This is a genomic window from Dokdonella sp. GW821-FHT11D02 (assembly GCF_058808595.1).
Map to the genome: position 1 here is coordinate 1175001 of NZ_CM179520.1, position 18172 is coordinate 1193172.

Consider the following 18172-nt stretch of genomic DNA (forward strand, 5'->3'; position numbering starts at 1 on the left):
GCGGCGCGCGCCCGCGTGCGATCCGCTACGATGTAAGGCTTGCGTCGCCGCGTGCGGCGCCCATGCGAAAGGTGAATTCATGGATTCCAACGCACTCAGCAGTTTCGTCGGCGGCTTGTGGGACGGCGAGATCGTTCCGCAGCTGACCGAGTACATCAAGATTCCGAACAAGTCGCCGATGTTCGACGCCGATTGGGCCAAGCACGGCTACATGGACCAGGCCGTCGCGCTGATGGAAGCCTGGGCGAAGGCGCAGGCGATTCCGGGCATGCAGGTCGAGGTCGTGCGCTTGCCCGAGCGCACGCCGCTGATCTTTATTGAAATCCCCGGCCAGGGCGACGACACCGTGCTGCTCTACGGCCATCTCGACAAGCAGCCGGAGATGACCGGCTGGTCGGCGCATTTGGGCCCGTGGAAGCCGGTGCTCGAAGGCGACAAGCTGTACGGCCGCGGCGGCGCCGACGACGGTTATGCGATCTTCGGCTCGCTCGCCGCAATCCTCGCGTTGCAGGCGCAGGGCATTCCGCACGCGCGCTGCGTGGTGATGATCGAAGCCTGCGAAGAGTCGGGCAGCTACGACCTGCCGTATTACGTCGATCACCTCGCCGCGCGCATCGGCAAGCCGTCGCTGATCGTCTGTCTCGACTCGGGCTGCGGCAACTACGAGCAGCTCTGGCTGACCACCAGTCTGCGCGGCCTGACCGGCGGCAACCTCAGCGTGCAAGTGCTGGAGGAGGGCGTGCATTCCGGCGACGCTTCGGGCGTGGTCGCTTCGAGCTTCCGCATCCTGCGCCGCCTCTTGTCGCGGCTCGAAGACGAGGTCAGCGGCAAAATCCTGCCGCAGGAACTGCACGTGGAGATTCCGGCGCAGCGCGTGGCGCAGGCCAAGCGCGCGGCCGAGATCCTCGGCGATGCGGTGTATTCGAAATTCCCGCTGGTCGACGGCATGCAGCCGATGAATGCCGACCTCGCCGAATTGGTGCTCAATCGCACCTGGCGCCCGGCGCTGTCGATCACCGGCGTCGGCGGTCTGCCGGCGCTCGATTCGGCTGGCAACGTGCTGCGGCCGTACACCGCGGTGAAGCTGTCCCTGCGCGTGCCGCCGACCTTGGATGCGAAGAAGGGCGGCGAATTCTTGAAGCGCCTGCTGGAAACCGATCCGCCGTACGGCGCCAAGGTCACCTTCGATCTGGAGAAGGCCGGCAGCGGCTGGGAAGCGCCGGCGCTGGCGCCGTGGCTGGAACAGTCGGTCGACGCCGCCTCGCAGCGCTTCTTCGGCGCGCCGGTCGCCTACAACGGCGAAGGCGGCTCGATTCCGTTCATGGGCATGCTCGGCGAGAAATTCCCCGGCGCGCAGTTCCTCATCACCGGCGTGCTCGGCCCGCACTCGAACGCGCACGGCCCGAACGAGTTCCTGCACATCCCGACCGGCAAGCGCATGTCGATGTGCGTGGCGCAGGTCGTCGCCGATCACTACGTCGCCAGCGGTCAGGGCCTGACCCGCGGCGTCGCCGCCAGTCACGCACACACGGTCAAGGGCGGCGACGGCTGCTGCGACTGAGCTGGTGCAGTTTCCCTCTCCCGCTTGCGGGAGAGGGGTGTGTCGCCCGACGCAGCCGCCGTTCCGCCATCGACCCGCCTCGTTTCGCGCCGATCCGCGCGCTAGCCTGTGGCGACGATGGAGGGCAGGCGATGACGACGATCCGCAATGCGCGCAACTACGACGCCGCGGCGCTGGTAGAACTGTGCGGTGAGCTCGGCTATCCGGCTACGCGGCAACAGGTCGTCGCGCGGCTGGCCGCGATCGAGGCGGAGTGCGGCAGCCGCGCGCTCGTCGCCGAGGACGCCGAAGGCCGCGTCGTCGGCTGGCTGCACGTCGCCATTCACGCGCAACTCGTCGACGACGACGTCGCCGAGGTGCTCGGCCTGGTCGTCGCCGCGTCCACCCGCGGCACCGGCGTCGGTGCCGATCTGTTGCGCGCCGCCGAAGCCTGGGCGCGCGAACGCGGCGCCAAACGCATGCGCGTGCGCAGCCGGGTCGAGCGCGAACGCGCGCATCGCTTCTACGAACGCGCGGGCTATGCGCGCAGCAAGACTCAACAGGTGTTCGTCCGAGCGCTGCGCTAGCCGCTTGCGCGGGCTGCTTTCCAGACAAGACTTCGCGAAGTCGTACTGCACATCGCCGAGCCCGGCACACCGCAGACGCTCGCAGCCGCGAGCCTGACACCGCTGCCCATTAACGAGCCGCCGATCTTCGTCGACGGCTTCGACGGCGGCTGAGTCGCAGCGTGCAAACGCGTCGGCGCCGATCGCCAGCCAAAGCCGGTGCGATCTCACCGCCGTTTTGCGTTGACCTGCGCATGGATCGTGGAGTGCGCCATGCCGATCGCTCGCATGCTCTTGTTCGCCAGTTTCCTCGCCTCGAGCGCGCGCGCCGATTGGCTGCCGCAATGGAGCGTGCCGCAACCCACCGAATTCGAACCGATGCGGCCGCTCGAAGTCGAGCTCGCGCCGGACGGCAGCGCATTCGTCGGCGCGACCTTCACGCGCGCCAATCAGCCGCATATGGCCGTGCTGCGCATCGAGGCCGACGGTCGGCTGGCATGGACGCAGGACATCATCGCGATCTCCTCGCCCGGCGGCATCGAACGGCTTTCGTCGGGGCGCATCGCTGCGTTCGGGGTGCCGCGGTCGGAAGCGAGCGCCGCGCTCGCCGTGCACGGAGACGCGAGCGGCGAAGCGTTGTGGGCGCACGATTCTTCACTCGGGCGTGTGCAAACCGGTCGCATCGGTCTGCGCGCGCTGGTCGAATCGAGCGGCGGCGATCTTCTGCTCGCGTTGTCGGATCCGACGAGCGGCGACTATGTGGTCGCACGCTACGCCGCCGACGGCAGCGAGCGGCCGCCCTGGCGCCGGCACGCCGGCGCGCAGGTGCGCGCGACCGACATCGCCGCGCTGGCGGGTGGCGGCGCCGTCGTCACCGGCGTCGGTACGGGACTCGACGGCGGTTACACGACGATCCGCTTCGACGCCAGCGGTGCAGTGGTGTTCGAGGATCTCGAACCCGGCGATCACGGCTCGCCGCTCGGACCGGCCTACGTCGCGCCCGACGCGCACGGCGATCTCTTGCTCGCCGGCACGCCCGAAGACGGTGTCATGGGGGTGCCCGAAGCGACCGTGTGGAAGCTCGCCGCTGACGGCGCGCGGATATGGAAGCGTGTGCTCGGCGTAAGCGAAGAAACGCCGCTCGGCCGCGACCTGTATCGTTTCCGGCTCGCTGCCAACGGCGATGCCTTGCTGGTGACCGACGGCGGCGGCTCCGCCACCGAGCGCTTGCATCTGGTGCGCCTCGACGGCGTCGACGGGCAGGTGGTGTGGGACCGGCTGTTCTCGTTCTCGATCGGCTACGGCCAGTTTCCGCCGTACGTGCTGGCCGAGACGTCGAACGGACGCATCCTGCTCGCCGGTTACGTCAAGACCGAGCAGTCGAGTTATGCGCGCCTGCTCGAATTCGGCGCCGACGGCGAACTCTGCCGCCGGCGCGACGATCCCGCGCTGTACTACATCGGCGCTGCGGTGGGTTCCGCGCAAGGCTGGATCGCGCTCGGCGCCGGTCCCGATGGCTTGCTCGCGCAACGTTACGATGCGGACGGCCCTTGCGAAGAGCGGCCGGATCGAATCTTCGTCGACGGCTTCGACGACTCCGCGCCGCTGCGCTAGCGAGGCCGTGTCAGGCGGCTACTGCACCGCCGGAATCTCGAACGGCTTGGTCGCCGAACAGGCGTTGCGCATGCGTTTGCCGCAACTGCGCAGCTTGGTGTCCTTGTCCAGGCACACGCGCACTTCGACCAGCTGGCCCTTGCTGCAATGCAAGCTCATCATGTCGTCGCCGAGCGCCGGGTTCGCGCGCTTGAGCGCGCCGCGCAGCTGGTCGCCGTTCATCTGCACGGGCTGGCGCGGCGCCTTCAATTCCGGCGGCACCTGCAGCGCGGCGAAGGCGTGGTCGGCGGTCTCGAAATACTTCTTCGCACCGAGGCCGGTACAGGCGCCGTGCTTGCGCCACTCGTGGTTGATCAGGCGCCGGCTCGGCATGAAGGCCAAGGTCGCGGCGACCGTCTTGCGGTCGGGTCCGCTTTCGCGCGAGTCGCACAGCTCCGGGCCGCCGCCGTTTTCGTACTGCGGCCACAGTCCGTGCAGGATGAAGCCGTAGCCTTTTTCGCCGCATTGGTCGTCTTCGTCCTCGCCGCGCGTCGCGCAGAAGGTCGGCGACCACGACAGCGCCATCACGTAGTAGTCGTATTCGCCGATGTGCTCGTCTTTCGCCGTGCGCACCGGCGAATTCAAGTCGTGCGACTGTTTGCGCGCGGCGGCGACATCGGCGAAGCCGCAAGCGAAGACGGTCAGACAGGCGAGCAGGAGGCGCGGCAGCGACATGGCACACTCGGCGAAGTTGGGCGGCGATTCCGCCGGCGAACGCTAGCAGATCGAGCCCGGTCGCGTGAGTGCGCGCGCCGTCGGCGCTCGCTATGATGCGCGGCTCCGATCTTCCACTGCCCGCCGTTCGTATGCCCAAACGCATCGCCGCCCGCCGCTCGCCGATCCACGGCAACGGCGTCTTCGCCCTCACCGACATTCCGGCCAAGACCGAACTGATCGAATACCGCGGCAAGCGCCTGACGCATGCGCAGGCCGATCGCCTCTACGCCAACACCAGCGACACCGGTCACACGTTTCTGTTCACGCTGAACGACAGGTACGTGATCGACGCCAACAGCGAAGGCAACATCGCGCGCTGGATCAACCACAGCTGCGCGCCGAACTGCCGCGCCCTGCTGGAGGAAGACGAAGGCGGCGATCCGCGCAAGGATCGCGTGCTGATCGAATCGCTGCGGCCGCTGCGGCCGGGCGAGGAGCTGACCTACGACTACGGCATCGTGCTCGACGAACGCCTGACGCCGCGGCTGAAGGCGATCTGGGCCTGCCGCTGCGGCGCGTCGCGCTGCGTCGGCACCATGCTCAAGCCCAAGCGCAAGCCGCGCGTGGCGGCGGCCAAGTCCGGCAGCGCCAAACGCGCGCGCAGCGCCTGAGCGCCGCCGGCGGCATTCGCGTTTCCCGAGCAAGAATCCAAACCCACACAGCGACCGCTGCGGCGGACGAGCTGGCGCTCGTCGAGGACGGTACGTAGAACGCAGGAGGCCGGCTAGCGGCCTCCTGCGCCGTACTCAGTCTCAGTTGCGCGCCGGAGTGTTCTCGGCGAAATACTCGTGGTTGTCGGCGTTGTCGACCGCATTGGTCGGATTGTTCAGCGCCAGGTTGTGCGCGGCGGTCTGTCCATAGGCCCAGTCGTCGGTGCCGGCGACGACGTTGAAGTGGCTGGTCTCGTGGATCAGCGTGCCGGCGCGCGAATCGGTGCCGGTATTGGGTGCCGACCAGAACGCTCCGCACAGATAGACCTTGTACGGCTGGGTCGGATAGACGTAGGCGTAGGAACTGTCGGTGCACGAGCAGTTGAAGGTGTAGGGCTGGGTCGACAGCGCACTGGAGATGTTGTTGTAGTGCGTGGTGACGGTCGACCAGCGCGAACTGCTGTAGGTGCCGAACCACCAGGTGTAGCGCGGACCCGGATTGCCGGCGGCCATGTAGGCCTTCGAGTTGTTGGCATAGGTCACGGCCGAGGCGCGTGCGGTGACCAGCTGCGACTGCCGCGTGTTGTTGCAGCTGACGAAGGTGTTGGTCGCTGCCAGCGGCGAGGGCGCTGCCGCATCGAGCGAGACACCGAGCGGATCGGGTGCCGCATCGACGTACACATTGGCGGTGCCGCGCGCGAGATCGAATCCGGCCACGCCGCCACCGGCGCCGCCCTTGGCCGCGAGCGTAGCCTCGCGCACGACGCTGGCGGCGTCGCGTGCATAGTTCACTTCGAACTGGCCGCCGCTGCGCATGTCGTAGTAGGCGCTGAGATCGACTTCGGCGCTGAGGCTCTCCCCGGGCTTCAGCTCGATGTAGTCCGCTGCACGCGGCTCGGGCCGCTTGTACATCGGACCGGTGTAGTCGACTTCTTCACCGTTGCGCGTCACGCGGAACAGATCCGTGGTGACGCCGTCGACCGGGGTCTGCCAGCGCAGCACGTGAATCGTGGTGGCGCCGTTGTTGACCAGGCGGTAATCGATCATGCCGCTGCCCGGCGTCTTGGCCGCCGCATCGAGCGAAACCTCGATCCCGGCCGCCGATGCGGTGTTGACCCCGAGCCATCCTGTTGCGAGCAAAGCGTACGCAAGCCAATGCTTGTTCATACCAACCTCCTCCTCGTGCAGGAATCGTCTCCCCCGAGACGAGCGGCGCGAATACGCCGCTCGGCGATCCTATGCCCGACATGCGTACGCGAATGGCGACCGGTTCACAGCCCGGCACGCGATGCATTGCGAACATTCGCGACGAATGAGGGCCGATTGCTATCGGCGCTGACGATCTTCGCGCGCGCTTCACGCAGGCGCGTGCGGCGAGTACATCGCCGCAGCGGCCGTTAAGCGCGAAACATCAGCCGACCGCGTCGCCCGACTTGTGCGCGACCCACGCGCCGATCAGCGCCGAGGCGTACGGAATCGCCTGCGCGGCGAGGATCGCGATCCACAACTTGCCTTCGACGTAGTTGATGCCGATCGAATTGACCATGCCGATCACGCAGGCGACGATCGCGAGGAACAGCAGCAATTCCTCGCTGACTGCGGTGAACGGGTTCGGCTTGGCGCCGATGCGGCGGCTCTTGGCGGTGCGGATGAACTCGCCCTTCTTGCGCCAGAGTCCTTCGTAGATGCCGCGCGCGATCGCGTGGCTGAGGCCCATGCTGGCGACCGAGGCGGCGATCGTGTCTTTCCACGAGCACGGCACGCGCACGCGGTAGAGGATCACGCCGAACGCAGCCTTGAACAGGAAGAAGCCGATCAAGGGCACCAGGAACAGATACATCGGCAGGGTGAAGTACTGCGGCGCCAGCACCATGCCGAGCGTCCACAGCATCGCCATCAGGGTGAAGGCGAGGTGCAGCGCGTCGCCGAACCAGGAGAACCAGCCGGTCAGGAAGTGGAAGCGCTGGCCGCGCGTCAAGGTCGAGGCCTTCGAGGTCATCCAGTTCCAACGCGCTTTCATGATCTGCATCGCGCCGAAGGCCCAGCGGTAGCGCTGCGACTTGTACGCCTTGAAGTCGGCCGGCGTCAGGCCCTTGCCCATCAGCTCGTCGACGTAGACGAGGTCGTAACCGGCCTTCATCAGGCGCAGGCCGAGTTCGGCGTCCTCGCAGATCGTCCACTCCGACCAGGCGCCGGTATCGGCCAACAGGTTCTTGCGCACCATCGTCATGGTGCCGTGCTGGATGATCGCGTTGCGCTCGTTGCGATGGTGCATGCCGATGCGGAAGAAGCCGTCGTACTCCCAGTTGGTCATGCGGCGGAACGCGTTGTGCTCCCACTCGCGATGCGCCTGCGGGCACTGCACGACGGCGACTTTCGGGTCGACGAAATAGCCGGTCAGTGCCGACAGCCAGTCGCGCCGCACTTCGTAATCGGCGTCGACGACGGCGACCACCTCCGCGCGCGGATCGGTCTGTTCGAGCCCGAAGTTCAGCGCGCCGGCCTTGAAGCCGGGCCAGGGTTCGAGGTGATAGAAGCGGAACTTCGCGCCGAGCTTGGCGCAATGCGCCTCGACCGGCTTCCAGATGTCGGGGTTCTTGGTGTTGTTGTCGAGCACGAGCACTTCGTAGTTCTCGTAGTCGAGCGCGGCGAGCGAGTCGAGCGTCAGGATCACCATCTCCGGCGGCTCGTTGTAGCAGGCCAGATGGATCGAGACGAACGGCTGCGTCGGTCCCGCGTCCGGCGGCAGCGGCCGGAACTCGCGCAGCCAGCGCGGCCGCCACAGGACTTCGGTGAACTCGAAGCCGTTGATCAAGAGGATCAAGATGATCGCGAACTGCGCCGGGAACAGCAGCACCAGCATGGCCCAGTCGAACGGGCTCAGGTAGAAGTCGTAGGGCAGCGTCGCCATCCACACCAGGATCGAGGCGGACAGCTGCACCAGCACCAGGAAGAAGGCCAGGCCCATCGCGCGGAAGCGAATGAAGTGGCGCGCAAACCAGAACATCGGCAGCAGCGCGAGCAGCGAGGCGAGGGTGGCTTTCCACGGCCAATTGGGATCCTCGATCACCGTGCCGGTGAGCGAGAACTTGAGCTGGCGGTTCGCGTTGAACATGCCCCAATACGCTTCGGCGCGGCCGCCGAGCTGTTCTTTCCAGGGCTGGTCGATCGCCTCCATCACGTAGTACTCGATCTTCTCGCGCGCGGCGATGTTGAACCAGTCACGCAGGAAGTGCGCCTCGTCGGCGAGTGAGGGCTGTGCGTATTCCTTGCGATCGCCGTTGGACGGCCAACCGATCTCGCCGACCACGATCGGCTTGCCCGGCGACACTTGATCGACGATCTGGCGCAGCGACGCGAGCTGGCCGAGTACGAAGCCGGCCGCGTCCTTGCGCGGGATGCGCTCCCAGTACGGCAGGATGTGTACGGCGACGAAGTCGACGTGGCGGATCAGATCCGGATTGCGCTGCCAGGTATCGAGCGGTTCGGCGGTGGAGACCGGAATCTTCAGCTGCGCGCGCGCGCGGTCGATGTAGCCGATCAGGTCGCGCACCGGCAGGTCGCCGCGCAGGATCACCTCGTTGCCGACGATGGCGCGGTCGATGTTGGAGTTCTTGCGCGCCAGCGCGATCAGCGCCGCCAGCTCGCGCTCGTTGCGTTCGGAGCGGCCCTCGATCCAGGCGCCGGCCATCACGCGCACGCCGTAGAAATTGGCCAGCCGCGGAATGGTCGGATTCTCGACCGAGGAATAGGTACGCAGCCGCTTGCTGTATTGCGAGAGCAGGCGGATGTCGCCGTCCAGCTCGCTTTCGCTTGGGAACAGCTGCTTGGTCGGGTCCTGGTAGCGCTGCGAGGGATTGAAGGCGAAGCCGTAGATGTCGCCGCGCCAGTCGGCGATCTGCACCGGGCGGTTGAGGTAGGCCCACAGGCCGACGTTGGCAGCCGCGACCAGGAGGGTCAGGGCGAGCGCGCGCCAGAACGACTTGCGGACCACCAGCGGCGGCGAAACGGGACTCAACGGCACCTCGGACGGCTGCGGCCGGGGCGCCGCGACAACGCGGCAGGATAGCGGAACGCCGCGCCGGCGCTCAATGTCGGCGCCGGAATCGACGATTTGCGATTGGGGTTGGGGGAAGCAGCGGCGAAATCAGCGCCGGCGCAGCCAGCCGATGGCGATCGGCAGCAGCGCCAGCGCGGCCATGCCGAGCGCCGGCCACAGGATCTGCGGATGCGACAGCAGGTTCAGCGAGACCGTGCCTTCGCGTTCGATCGTCTCCAAGAGACCGGCGCCGAGCGCGCTTTCGAACGCGATCATCACGCTGCCGCCGATCGCACTGGCGAGAAAGAACAGCCACAGCGGACAGCGCAGCCAGGCCAGCGCGACGGTGACCGCGCCGAACGGGAAGAACGGCACCAGGCGCAGGAACATCGCATAGCTGACCGGATGGGCCAGATAGCCGCTGCGCAAGCGCGCGACCAGCGGCGGCTCGGCGCCTTCGCCCTGGTCGAATGCGCTGCGGCTGGCGAAGAACAGCAAGGTCGCGCCGAGCAAGGTGCCGATGGTCGACAGCACGGTGCCGGCGAGCGTGCCGAACAGCATGCCGCCGGCGAACACGATCACGATCGCGCCGGGCACGCCGGTTGCGATGGCCAAGGTCATCGCGCCGATCTGGGCCAGCGCGGCCAGCCACGGATGCGCGCCGACGCCGCTGCGCAGCAGGGCTTCTTCTTGCGCGATGCGGTGCGGATCGAAGCGATCGAGCAGGCCGGAGGCGAGCACGGCAACGCCCATCGCGACGAGGATCAACAGCGGAGCGAAGGCGCGCAGGCGTTTCATCGAAAAATCCGTTCGTGGATGTGCCGCCGTTCTCCCTCTCCCGCTGGCGGCAGAGGTGCAAAAGCCCTTCTCGCTCGTGAAGCTACGCCTTCAAGCCAGCTCGGCGCCCGAAACCGTCCGAGCATAACGGGCGCAATCGCGCAGCCGCAATCGCGCAAGCCTCAGCCGAGCACGCGCGCGAACACCGTGATCTCTTCGCGATCGTGATACAGCTGCTTGGCGCGCAGTTCGACTTCGCGACCGGCCTGATGCAGCGCTGCGCGAATCGCGTCGAAGCAGGACTGCACCTCGTCGTAGCGCTTCTTCATCGGCAGCTTCAAATTGAAGATCGCGTAGCGGCACCAGCCCTGCGCCAGCCACTCGGCCATGCGCGCGGCGACGCGGCTCGGCTGCTCGACCATGTCGCAGACCAGCCAGTCGAGCGGCCGTTGCGGGCGATAGCGGAAGCCGTCGGCGCGCAGGTGATCGACCAGGCCGGAGGCGAGCAGGTTCGCGTCCATCGGCCCGTTGTCGACCGCGGTCACGTGCAGCGAGCGGCGCACCAGCTGCCAGGTCCAGCCACCCGGCGAGGCGCCGAGGTCGACCGCGCGCATGCCGGGCTTGAGCCAGCGTTCGCGCTCGCCTTCGTCGAGCAGAATCAGCAGCGCTTCTTCGAGCTTCAAGGTCGAGCGGCTCGGTGCCGCGTGCGGAAACTTCAGCCGTACGATGCCGCCCGGCCATGGCGCCGCCGTGCCGATCTCAGCCGCCGCGACGAAGGCGGCATCGCCGGCGGTCAGGCACACATGCAGGCGCGCGTTCGAGCTGCGATCGAGCAGGCGGCGCTGCTTCAGCGCGGCGATCAGCGCGGCGTTGAGGCCGCGGCAGAGCGCCGCCAGTTCGCGCGCGGCGTCGCTGTCGGGTGCTTCCACCCAGGCATCGCACCAGCGCCGCGGATCGGCTTCGATCAAGGGCAGCAAGACGCCGAGGCGGTCGCGCGTGGGCAACTCGCGCGCGCTCGCCAGCACCTCTAGCGATTGCCGCGCGAACACCAGATCGCGCCAGCGCGCGCGTGCGCCGAGGCGGCGCTGCGCCTGCGCGTCGGTCGCGACGAACTCGACGTATCCGCTGCCGCGCTCGGTGCGCGCATAACCGCCGCCGCCGGTTTCGGCATCGATCGCGGCGAGTTCCTGCGCGCATTCGCCCTCGAAACCGGGGCGGCAATAGGCCAGCAGACTGGGGGAGTGGGATACGGACATCTTGCAGTCCATAAAGGCGCTGCATGATGCCTGCACGCGGCGCGGATGACGAGCGCAGGCGGAGAAGCGACGAACGACGCGTCCTGCGGGCAAATCGCAGCGCCGCATTCACGCGGCGAGCAAGCGCCTCAGTAGCTGGCGCCGTTCAGCTCGGCGTAGCGGTGGAACACCTCGCGCGCCGCCTCGCGCAAGAGGTCGCGGTGCACCGCGATGCCGCGGCGTTCGAGTTCACCGATCCAGTCCGCCGGCAGCGGGCCTTCGTCGAACTCGCTCAGCTCCATCACGTCGTCGCTGCGCGCGCCGATCTCGAGCACGTCGATGCCGGCCCAGAAGCTGGCGCCGTAGCACATCGCGCAGGGCTGCGCGCTGGTCGCCAGCGTGTAGCGGCCGCCGTCTTCGTTGAGCCGTGCGCGACCCAGGCGCGCCTGCGCCGCGATGAAGGCCATCACTTCCGCGTGCGCCGCCGAGCAATGCTGCGGCAGCACGCGGTTGACGCCGGCCGCGACCAAGGCGCCGCCGGCATCGAATACGGCCGCGCCGAACGGGCCGCCGCTGCCTTCCTCGATGTTGCGCCGTGCGAGGCGGATCGCCAAACCCACGCGCGCTTCGGCATCGGGGTAGACGCGTGTCGCGCCGATCTCGGCGTCGAGCCAGGCGGGCAAGGTCAGCTGCAATGCGGTCGAGGGCATGACTTGTAGCCGTTGGGCGCCGCCGGCGAGCCTAGCAGAATGCCGCGGCGCCACGTGCGACGCCGGCGCGCAAGATTTGCGTTGTCATCCCCCTTCGATCCGACCACCATGCGCGGCCCACGCAGCCCTTCGTCTACGAACGCCTCTTCGATGCAATCTCCGAACGACATCACGCGCAATACCGGCATCGACCTCTTGCGCGGCCTTTCGATCTTCCTGGTCGTGCTGCATCACCTCGGCTTGCGCATCCCGCTCAAGAGCACCGCGCTGGCCGACTTCCTGCCCAAGCATTTCCTGAACGCGTTGAACTACAACGGCTACCAGGGCGTGTTCGTGTTCTTCGTGATCTCCGGCTTTCTGATCACCAGCAACGCGCTGCTGCGCTGGGGCGGCTTGGCGCGGATCGACCTGCGCGCGTTCTACGTGCGCCGCGGCGCACGCATCCTGCCGTGCCTGGCGCTCCTGGTCGCGGTACTCGCGCTGCTGCATCTGGGCGGCTTCGAGGACTACGTGGTCAAGCGCGAAGGCCAGTCGCTCGGCGGCGCCACGCTGGCGGCGTTCGGCTTGTATCTGAACTGGTACGAGGGCGTCACCGGCTATCTGCCCGGTTCCTGGGACATCCTGTGGTCGCTGTCGATCGAGGAAGTGTTCTACCTCGGCTTCCCGCTGGTCTGCCTGCTGGTGCGCGACCGCCGCGTGCTGATGCTGCTGCTCGGCGTGCTGGCCTTGTCGCTGCCGTTTTCGCTCGCCGCGATCACCGACAACGAAATCTGGAAAGAGAAGGCGTATCTGCCCGGCATGGCCGCAATCGCCGCCGGCGTGCTGGCTGCGCTGATCGCCGATGCGCTGCGGCCGCGCGCGGCGGTGGTGTGGATCGTCGGTACGCTCGGCCTGTTCGGCCTCGGCGCGAGCATGTTCGCGATGCCGTGGATGTGGCGTCTCTTGCAAGACGGCGTGATGCTGGTGCTGACCTTATCGGCCGCGTGCCTGATCGTCGCGCTGCACTGGCAGCTGCGTGCGGGCAGTCTGCGCGCCTTGCCCGGCACCGGCTGGCTGCGCTCGATGGGCCAGCTCAGCTACGAGATCTACCTCACCCACATGTTCGTCGTCTTCAGCGTCGTCGCGCTGTACAAGGCGGCCGGCGCCGATCTGCGGCTGGGTTGGGCCTGGTACCTGCCGACCGTGCTGATCTGCTGGGGACTGGGTTGGCTGGTGGCGAAGTTCTGGTCGTTGCCGGCCGAGCGCGCGTTCCGGCGCTGGTTCGGCAAGGCGCCGTTGACGACGGCGGAGAATCCGGCTTAGCGGCGTCGGCGAGGTCGTCGTTTCGTTTTCCGCAAAACGGTTCGCGACCGCTTTGAGAGGTTCGCAAGAATTGCCAGCTCAAAAGATGCCCGCGTTCACGGGCATCCCCTTGCTTTGCGCGTGTAGCGTTCCAGACCCTCGCCGCCTCAGGACTTCGCCGCGAGCTGGCGCAGCGCCTGCTCGAACACTTCGACCGGCTGGCCGCCGGAGATCAGGTGGCGCTGGTCGAAGATGATCGCCGGCACGCTGTGGATGCCGCGTTCGAGGAAGTAGCGCTCCTGTGTGCGCACCTCGTCGGCGTATTCGTCGCTGGCGAGAATCTGCTGCGCGCGCGTCGCATCGAGGCCGCTGTCGGCGACCAGGCGCAGCAGCACCGCGGCGGCGGAAACGTCTTCGCCGTCGGTGAAGTAGGCGCGCAGCAAGGCGTGCTTGAGCGTGCGTTCTTTGGCTGTGTCTTCCAGCGCGGCCCAGTGCAGCAGGCGATGCGCGTCGAAGGTGTTGTAGATGCGGCCGCGCGCGTTGAAGGTGAAGCCGAGCGCGGCGCCGCGCGCGCGAATCGCCTCGCGATTGCGCTCGATCTGCTCGGCGTCGATGCCGTACTTGCGCTCCAGATGCTCGACCGTGTCTTCGCCTTCCGGTGCCATTTGCGGGTTCAGCTCGAACGGCTGGAAATGCAGCTCCACTTGGGCGGCGTCGCCGACGCGTGCGATCGCCTGTTCGAGCGCGCTGAGCCCGATCGCGCACCAGGGGCAGACGACGTCGGAGACGAAATCGATACGGATCGGTTTGGCGGACATGGCGGTCTCGTGCGGCGGGGCGCTGGATTCGGATTCGCTTAAATGCGGTCGCTCGGCGTGTGATCAAGTTCGCGTCGGCGGCGACGAGATTCTTCAACGACGCGTACGAGTTTCTTCAATACGCACCGCGTACCTCCTGCCTAGGCTCAGCCATCGTCGCGCGGACTGCATCACGTCCGCGCATCGGGGACATCGGACCGCTACGGGTGAATGCGCATGGTGAAGTTCAGGGCATTCCAATACGAGGGACTTCCCGGTGCATGACCTGCGCTTCCGCATCGCGCGCTGGGTCATGGCGCACCGCACCTCGACCGCCCTGCTGTTCGCGGCGATCACGATCTTCTTCACCGTCGGTCTGTTCAAGGTCGAACTGAGGACGATCTTCTCCGACCTGCTGCCCAAAGACGATCCGTTCGTGCAGGTGTTCAAGGAGCACGGCAATTTCGGCAATCCGCTGACCGTCACCATCATGGTCAAGCGCAAGAACGGCGACATCTACAACGCGCAGACCTTGGACAAGGTCTGGCAGCTCACGCGCGACATCGATCTCGCACCCGGCGTCGATCACGACCAGATCCTGTCGATCACCACCGAGAAGGCGCGCTACGCCGAGGCGACGCCGACCGGCATCGACATCCGTCCGCTGATGGAAGACCGCGTGCCGGCGAGCAAGGAAGAACTCGACGAGTTCCGCTCGCGCGTCGACCGCAGCCCGAGCGCGCGTGCCTTCCTCATCTCCGGCGACGGCTCGGCCACCCTCATCAACGCCACCTTCATCGAACAGCACCTCGACTACGGCGAGGTGTTCAAGTACGTGCAAGGCATCGTCGAAAAAGCACGCGACGCCGACCACGAGATCTACATGGCCGGCCAGCCCGCGCTGACCGGTTGGATCTACCAGTACGAGTCGCAGATGCTGCGCATCGCGCTGATCACGATCGGCCTTTTGATCCTGTGCCTGGTCTTGTACATGCGCAACGTGGTCGGCGTGGTCACGCCGATCGTCGCCAGCGGCGTCGCCGCGATCTGGGGTTTCGGTTTCGTCGGCTGGCTGAAATCGCCGATCGAACCGCTGCTGATGGTGGTGCCGCTGCTTCTGGTCGCGCGCTCGTTCTCGCACTGTGTGCAGTTCACCGAGCGCTACTACGAGATCTACTCGCACGTGCGCGACCGCGTGAAGGCGGCCGAGATCACCATGGGCGTGATGATGGCGCCGTCGGTGCTCGGCATCTTCACCGACATCGTCGGCATCTTCCTGATCGCGATCGCGCCGATCCCGGCGATGGAACGCTTCGCGCTGTTCTGCGGCTTCTGGGCGATCTGGCTGATCCCGACCGGCGTGGTCCTGATCTCGCTGCTGCTGGCGTCGCTGCCGGCGCCCAAGAACGTCGACCGCCTGGTCGGCAAGGGCAAGGGCGGCGGCATCGACGGCTTGCTGCAGTCCTTGCTGCGTGGGCTGGCGCGGCTGACCTACGGCAAGCCGGCGCGCGTCACCACCGTGCTCGCCGGCGTGCTCGCGGTCGCCGCGACCTGGACCTTCCTGCAGATCAAGATCGGCAATCCGGTCGAAGGCAGCGCGCTGTTGTGGCCGATCGCCGAATACAACCGCGGCGTGTCGACCATCAACTCCAATTTCCCCGGCGTGAACACGCTCGAGATCGTGCTCGAATCGAAGGACCAGCGGCAGTCGAACCGCCTGATGCACCAGGCCGACGCGATCCTGACCATGCAGCGTCTGCAGAGCCTGATCGAGAAGGGCGAGCATCCGCCGCGCGCGACGCTGTCCTTCGCCGATTACTTGATGGAAGGCAACCGCCTGTTCGCCGGCGGCAATCCGAAATGGCTGCCGCTCGACGGCGACGACCAGGCCGTCAACGCGGCCGCCAATGCGGTGCTGGTCGGCACCAGCTCGAAAGCGTATTCGAACGTGATCGACTTCGAGCAGCAGAACGGCACCGTTTCGCTTTGGTACAAGGACAACAAGCAAGGCACGGTCGACGCCGCGCTCGGCGCGGCGCGCAAGGCGATCGCCGAAGTCGGCGAAGACCACCCGACCTTCCGCGTGCGCCTGGGCACCGGCACGATCGCGCTGCAGCAGGCGATGAACAACGTGGTCGAGCGCTACCACTGGGTCATCCTCGGCCTGCTCAACTTCGTCATCCTGATCGGCTGCAGCCTCGCCTATCGCTCGATCGTGGCCGGCCTGATCCTGTTGATCCCGGTCAACACGGCGAACTTCATCCTCGGCGCCGGCATGCACCTGATCGGCATCGGGCTCGACATCAATTCGCTCCTGGTCGCCTGCGTCGGCGTCGGTGTCGGCATCGACTACGGCATCTATCTGCTCTCGCGCATCTGCGAGGAATTCCAGGCGCATACCGACGATTGGGGCCGCACCATCACCGCCGCGCTGACCACCACCGGCAAGGCGATCATGTTCACCGCGATGATCATGGTGATCGGCATCCTGCCCTGGTACTTCCTCTCCAGCCTCAAGTTCATGGCCGACATGGGCCTGCTCCTGGTGCTGACCATGCTGATCAACATGGTGCTGGCGCTGGTGCTGCTGCCGCTCCTGGTTTTCTTGGTCAAGCCGAAATTCGTCGGCCGCAAGGACCTTCTGGTCGGCGAGGAGGTGGACTTGTCCGCCTACGTCGCCGGCGACGAGGAGATCGATGGCCGCAAACCGCCGGCCGGCGACCGGCCCGCTTTGCAACCGCATTGAACGACCCGCGCGAGCTGCCCGCAGCCATGAGCGAACGCGCGATCCCTGCCGAAGCGCCGGCAACGTAGCGAGGAGAAACCTCATGCACATCCGCAAATACGATTTCGACTACGGCCGCAGGATGCTCCTGCAGAAAGCCGCCCTGGGCGCAGGTGCGGGCGTGCTCGCGCCGCTGTGGGCGCACATCGCCAACGCCGCCGACGCGAGCAAGGCCTATCCCGACGAGCTGCTGCACATCGAGGCCTACACCAAGGGCAAGATCAAGGTCGGCGATGTGATCTCGGCCGACAACGTCGATGCGGTGAAGGATCTGTTCGATCCGATCACCTACAAACAGATCAAGACGATGGGCCGCAAGATCAACATCATCGAGCCGCCCAAGAGCGTGACCGAGCTGTTTCCGGCCGACTATCTCGAGACGACGCTGCGCAACAAGGGCAAGGCCAAGTTCGACGCCACCGGCAACGTGGTCGATCAGAACGGCAACCCGTGGATCGGCGGCCTGCCGTTCCCCGACGCCAAGACCGGCGAAGAAGCGATCGCGAACCTGACCTTGTCCTGGGGCCGCCACGACTACAGCCAGTACGCGATCCGGCAGTGGGACATGGACCCCTCCGGCGAGCAGGCCTACCAGTACGACTTCGTCTGGGCCGAGCTGCAAGCGCAGGCGCGCACCGACGGCAGCGTGTTCCAGAACCGCAAGGATCTCTTGCGCCTGCAGTCGGTGTGGTTCACCGGTCCGCAAGACGTCAACGGCACCGCCTTCCTCAACACCTGGGCTTACGACCAGCGCAAATTCCCCGAGCTGAAAGGCTATCTGCCAGCGTTCAAGCGCGTGCGCGACTTCCCCACCAACCAGCGCTTCGAGCCGCTGCTGCCGGGCGTGACCTGGTTCCTGTCCGACGCCTGGGCCGCCGGCGATCCGATGCTGACCTGGGGCAACTACAAGATCGTCGAACGGCGGCCGTGGCTGGCGCCGGTGTCGGGCAACTGGCGCGGCTCCAAGCCGAACTGGGAAATCCCCGCGCACGGCGGCCCGAAGGGCAAGACCTTCTTCGATTCGTACTTCTCGCTGGTGCCCGAATGCATCGTGCTCGAAGCCGAACCGACCGGCTATCCGCGCGCGCCTGTCGGCAAGAAGCGCGTCTGGATCGACGTGCGCAATCAACTCGCGACCTCCTACATCACCTTCGATCGCCGCGGCGAGGTGTGGAAATCCTTCGAGGGCGCCTACAGCCGTCTGCAGGACGGCAGCGCGGTGGAGAAGGACGCCAAAGGCAATCCGGACTGGTCGTGGGCCTACTACCTGAGCCACGACTCGCAGACCAATCGCATGAGCCGCGGCTGCCACACGCAATCGTGCGCAGGCGGCTACAAGAGTCTGCTCACGGCCGGCAACGTCGACGTCTACAACAAGTTCCTCACCGTGCAGGCGATCCAGCGCCTGGGTTCGGCCTGAGC

General features: G+C 66.7%; 14 protein-coding genes. 7 read left to right on the top strand and 7 right to left on the bottom strand.

Annotated elements, in window-relative coordinates; genetic code table 11:
• Positions 1-79: 79 nt before the first annotated feature.
• The 3 genes from AC3QL3_RS04980 (at position 80) to AC3QL3_RS04990 (ending at position 3720) form a co-directional block, all read left to right on the top strand.
• A complete protein-coding gene (locus tag AC3QL3_RS04980) occupies positions 80-1561 on the top strand; it encodes a M20 family metallopeptidase (protein ID WP_492897223.1) in 1482 nt (493 codons plus the stop codon).
• Between the two features lie 131 nt (positions 1562-1692).
• Positions 1693-2127, top strand: coding sequence for a GNAT family N-acetyltransferase (locus AC3QL3_RS04985; protein WP_492897224.1), 435 nt, complete (start codon positions 1693-1695; stop codon positions 2125-2127).
• A gap of 252 nt (positions 2128-2379) precedes the next feature.
• On the top strand, positions 2380-3720 hold the full coding sequence (locus AC3QL3_RS04990) for a hypothetical protein (protein WP_492897225.1): 1341 nt from the start codon (positions 2380-2382) through the stop codon (positions 3718-3720).
• An 18-nt stretch (positions 3721-3738) separates the two neighbouring features.
• Here AC3QL3_RS04990 and AC3QL3_RS04995 read toward each other — a convergent pair whose 3' ends face one another.
• Positions 3739-4434 carry a ribonuclease T2 family protein gene (locus tag AC3QL3_RS04995; RefSeq protein WP_492897226.1) on the bottom strand — a complete coding sequence of 232 codons (696 nt, stop codon included), beginning with the start codon at positions 4432-4434 and terminating at the stop codon, positions 3739-3741.
• Positions 4435-4565: 131 nt separating this feature from the next.
• On the opposite strand from AC3QL3_RS04995, the gene AC3QL3_RS05000 reads away from it, so the two are divergent.
• Positions 4566-5087 (top strand): SET domain-containing protein, encoded by a 522-nt coding sequence (locus tag AC3QL3_RS05000; protein ID WP_492897227.1) that lies wholly within the window; start codon positions 4566-4568, stop codon positions 5085-5087.
• A 141-nt stretch (positions 5088-5228) separates the two neighbouring features.
• On the opposite strand, the gene AC3QL3_RS05005 is transcribed toward AC3QL3_RS05000, so the two are convergent.
• From AC3QL3_RS05005 to AC3QL3_RS05025, 5 genes are all read right to left on the bottom strand, one after another.
• Positions 5229-6293: a M35 family metalloendopeptidase gene (locus AC3QL3_RS05005; RefSeq protein WP_492897228.1), complete on the bottom strand. Its 1065-nt coding sequence runs from the start codon at positions 6291-6293 to the stop codon at positions 5229-5231.
• 244 nt (positions 6294-6537) lie between these two features.
• The gene (locus tag AC3QL3_RS05010; RefSeq protein ID WP_492897229.1) at positions 6538-9150 is read right to left on the bottom strand and encodes a glycosyltransferase family 2 protein; all 2613 of its coding nucleotides are present in this window, start codon (positions 9148-9150) and stop codon (positions 6538-6540) included.
• Positions 9151-9273: 123 nt separating this feature from the next.
• Positions 9274-9963 carry a TVP38/TMEM64 family protein gene (locus AC3QL3_RS05015; protein WP_492897230.1) on the bottom strand — a complete coding sequence of 230 codons (690 nt, stop codon included), beginning with the start codon at positions 9961-9963 and terminating at the stop codon, positions 9274-9276.
• A 161-nt stretch (positions 9964-10124) separates the two neighbouring features.
• Positions 10125-11198: a 23S rRNA (cytidine(2498)-2'-O)-methyltransferase RlmM gene (gene rlmM / locus AC3QL3_RS05020; RefSeq protein WP_492897232.1), complete on the bottom strand. Its 1074-nt coding sequence runs from the start codon at positions 11196-11198 to the stop codon at positions 10125-10127.
• A gap of 128 nt (positions 11199-11326) precedes the next feature.
• Entirely contained in the window at positions 11327-11887 is a 561-nt protein-coding gene (locus AC3QL3_RS05025) for a nucleoside deaminase (protein WP_492897234.1), read from the bottom strand.
• A gap of 150 nt (positions 11888-12037) precedes the next feature.
• Here AC3QL3_RS05025 and AC3QL3_RS05030 point away from each other — a divergent pair, with 150 nt between their 5' ends.
• Entirely contained in the window at positions 12038-13189 is a 1152-nt protein-coding gene (locus AC3QL3_RS05030; RefSeq protein WP_492897235.1) for an acyltransferase family protein, read from the top strand.
• Between the two features lie 146 nt (positions 13190-13335).
• Here the strand turns inward: AC3QL3_RS05030 and AC3QL3_RS05035 are convergent, their stop codons facing one another.
• Positions 13336-13986, bottom strand: coding sequence for a DsbA family oxidoreductase (locus AC3QL3_RS05035; RefSeq protein WP_492897236.1), 651 nt, complete (start codon positions 13984-13986; stop codon positions 13336-13338).
• Positions 13987-14242: 256 nt separating this feature from the next.
• Here AC3QL3_RS05035 and AC3QL3_RS05040 point away from each other — a divergent pair, with 256 nt between their 5' ends.
• Together AC3QL3_RS05040 and AC3QL3_RS05045 are read left to right on the top strand one after the other, a co-directional pair.
• The gene (locus AC3QL3_RS05040) at positions 14243-16711 is read left to right on the top strand and encodes an efflux RND transporter permease subunit (RefSeq protein WP_492897237.1); all 2469 of its coding nucleotides are present in this window, start codon (positions 14243-14245) and stop codon (positions 16709-16711) included.
• A gap of 82 nt (positions 16712-16793) precedes the next feature.
• Complete coding sequence (locus AC3QL3_RS05045; protein WP_492897238.1) at positions 16794-18170, top strand: DUF1329 domain-containing protein; 1377 nt, start codon at positions 16794-16796, stop codon at positions 18168-18170.
• The last annotated feature ends 2 nt before the right edge of the window (positions 18171-18172 follow it).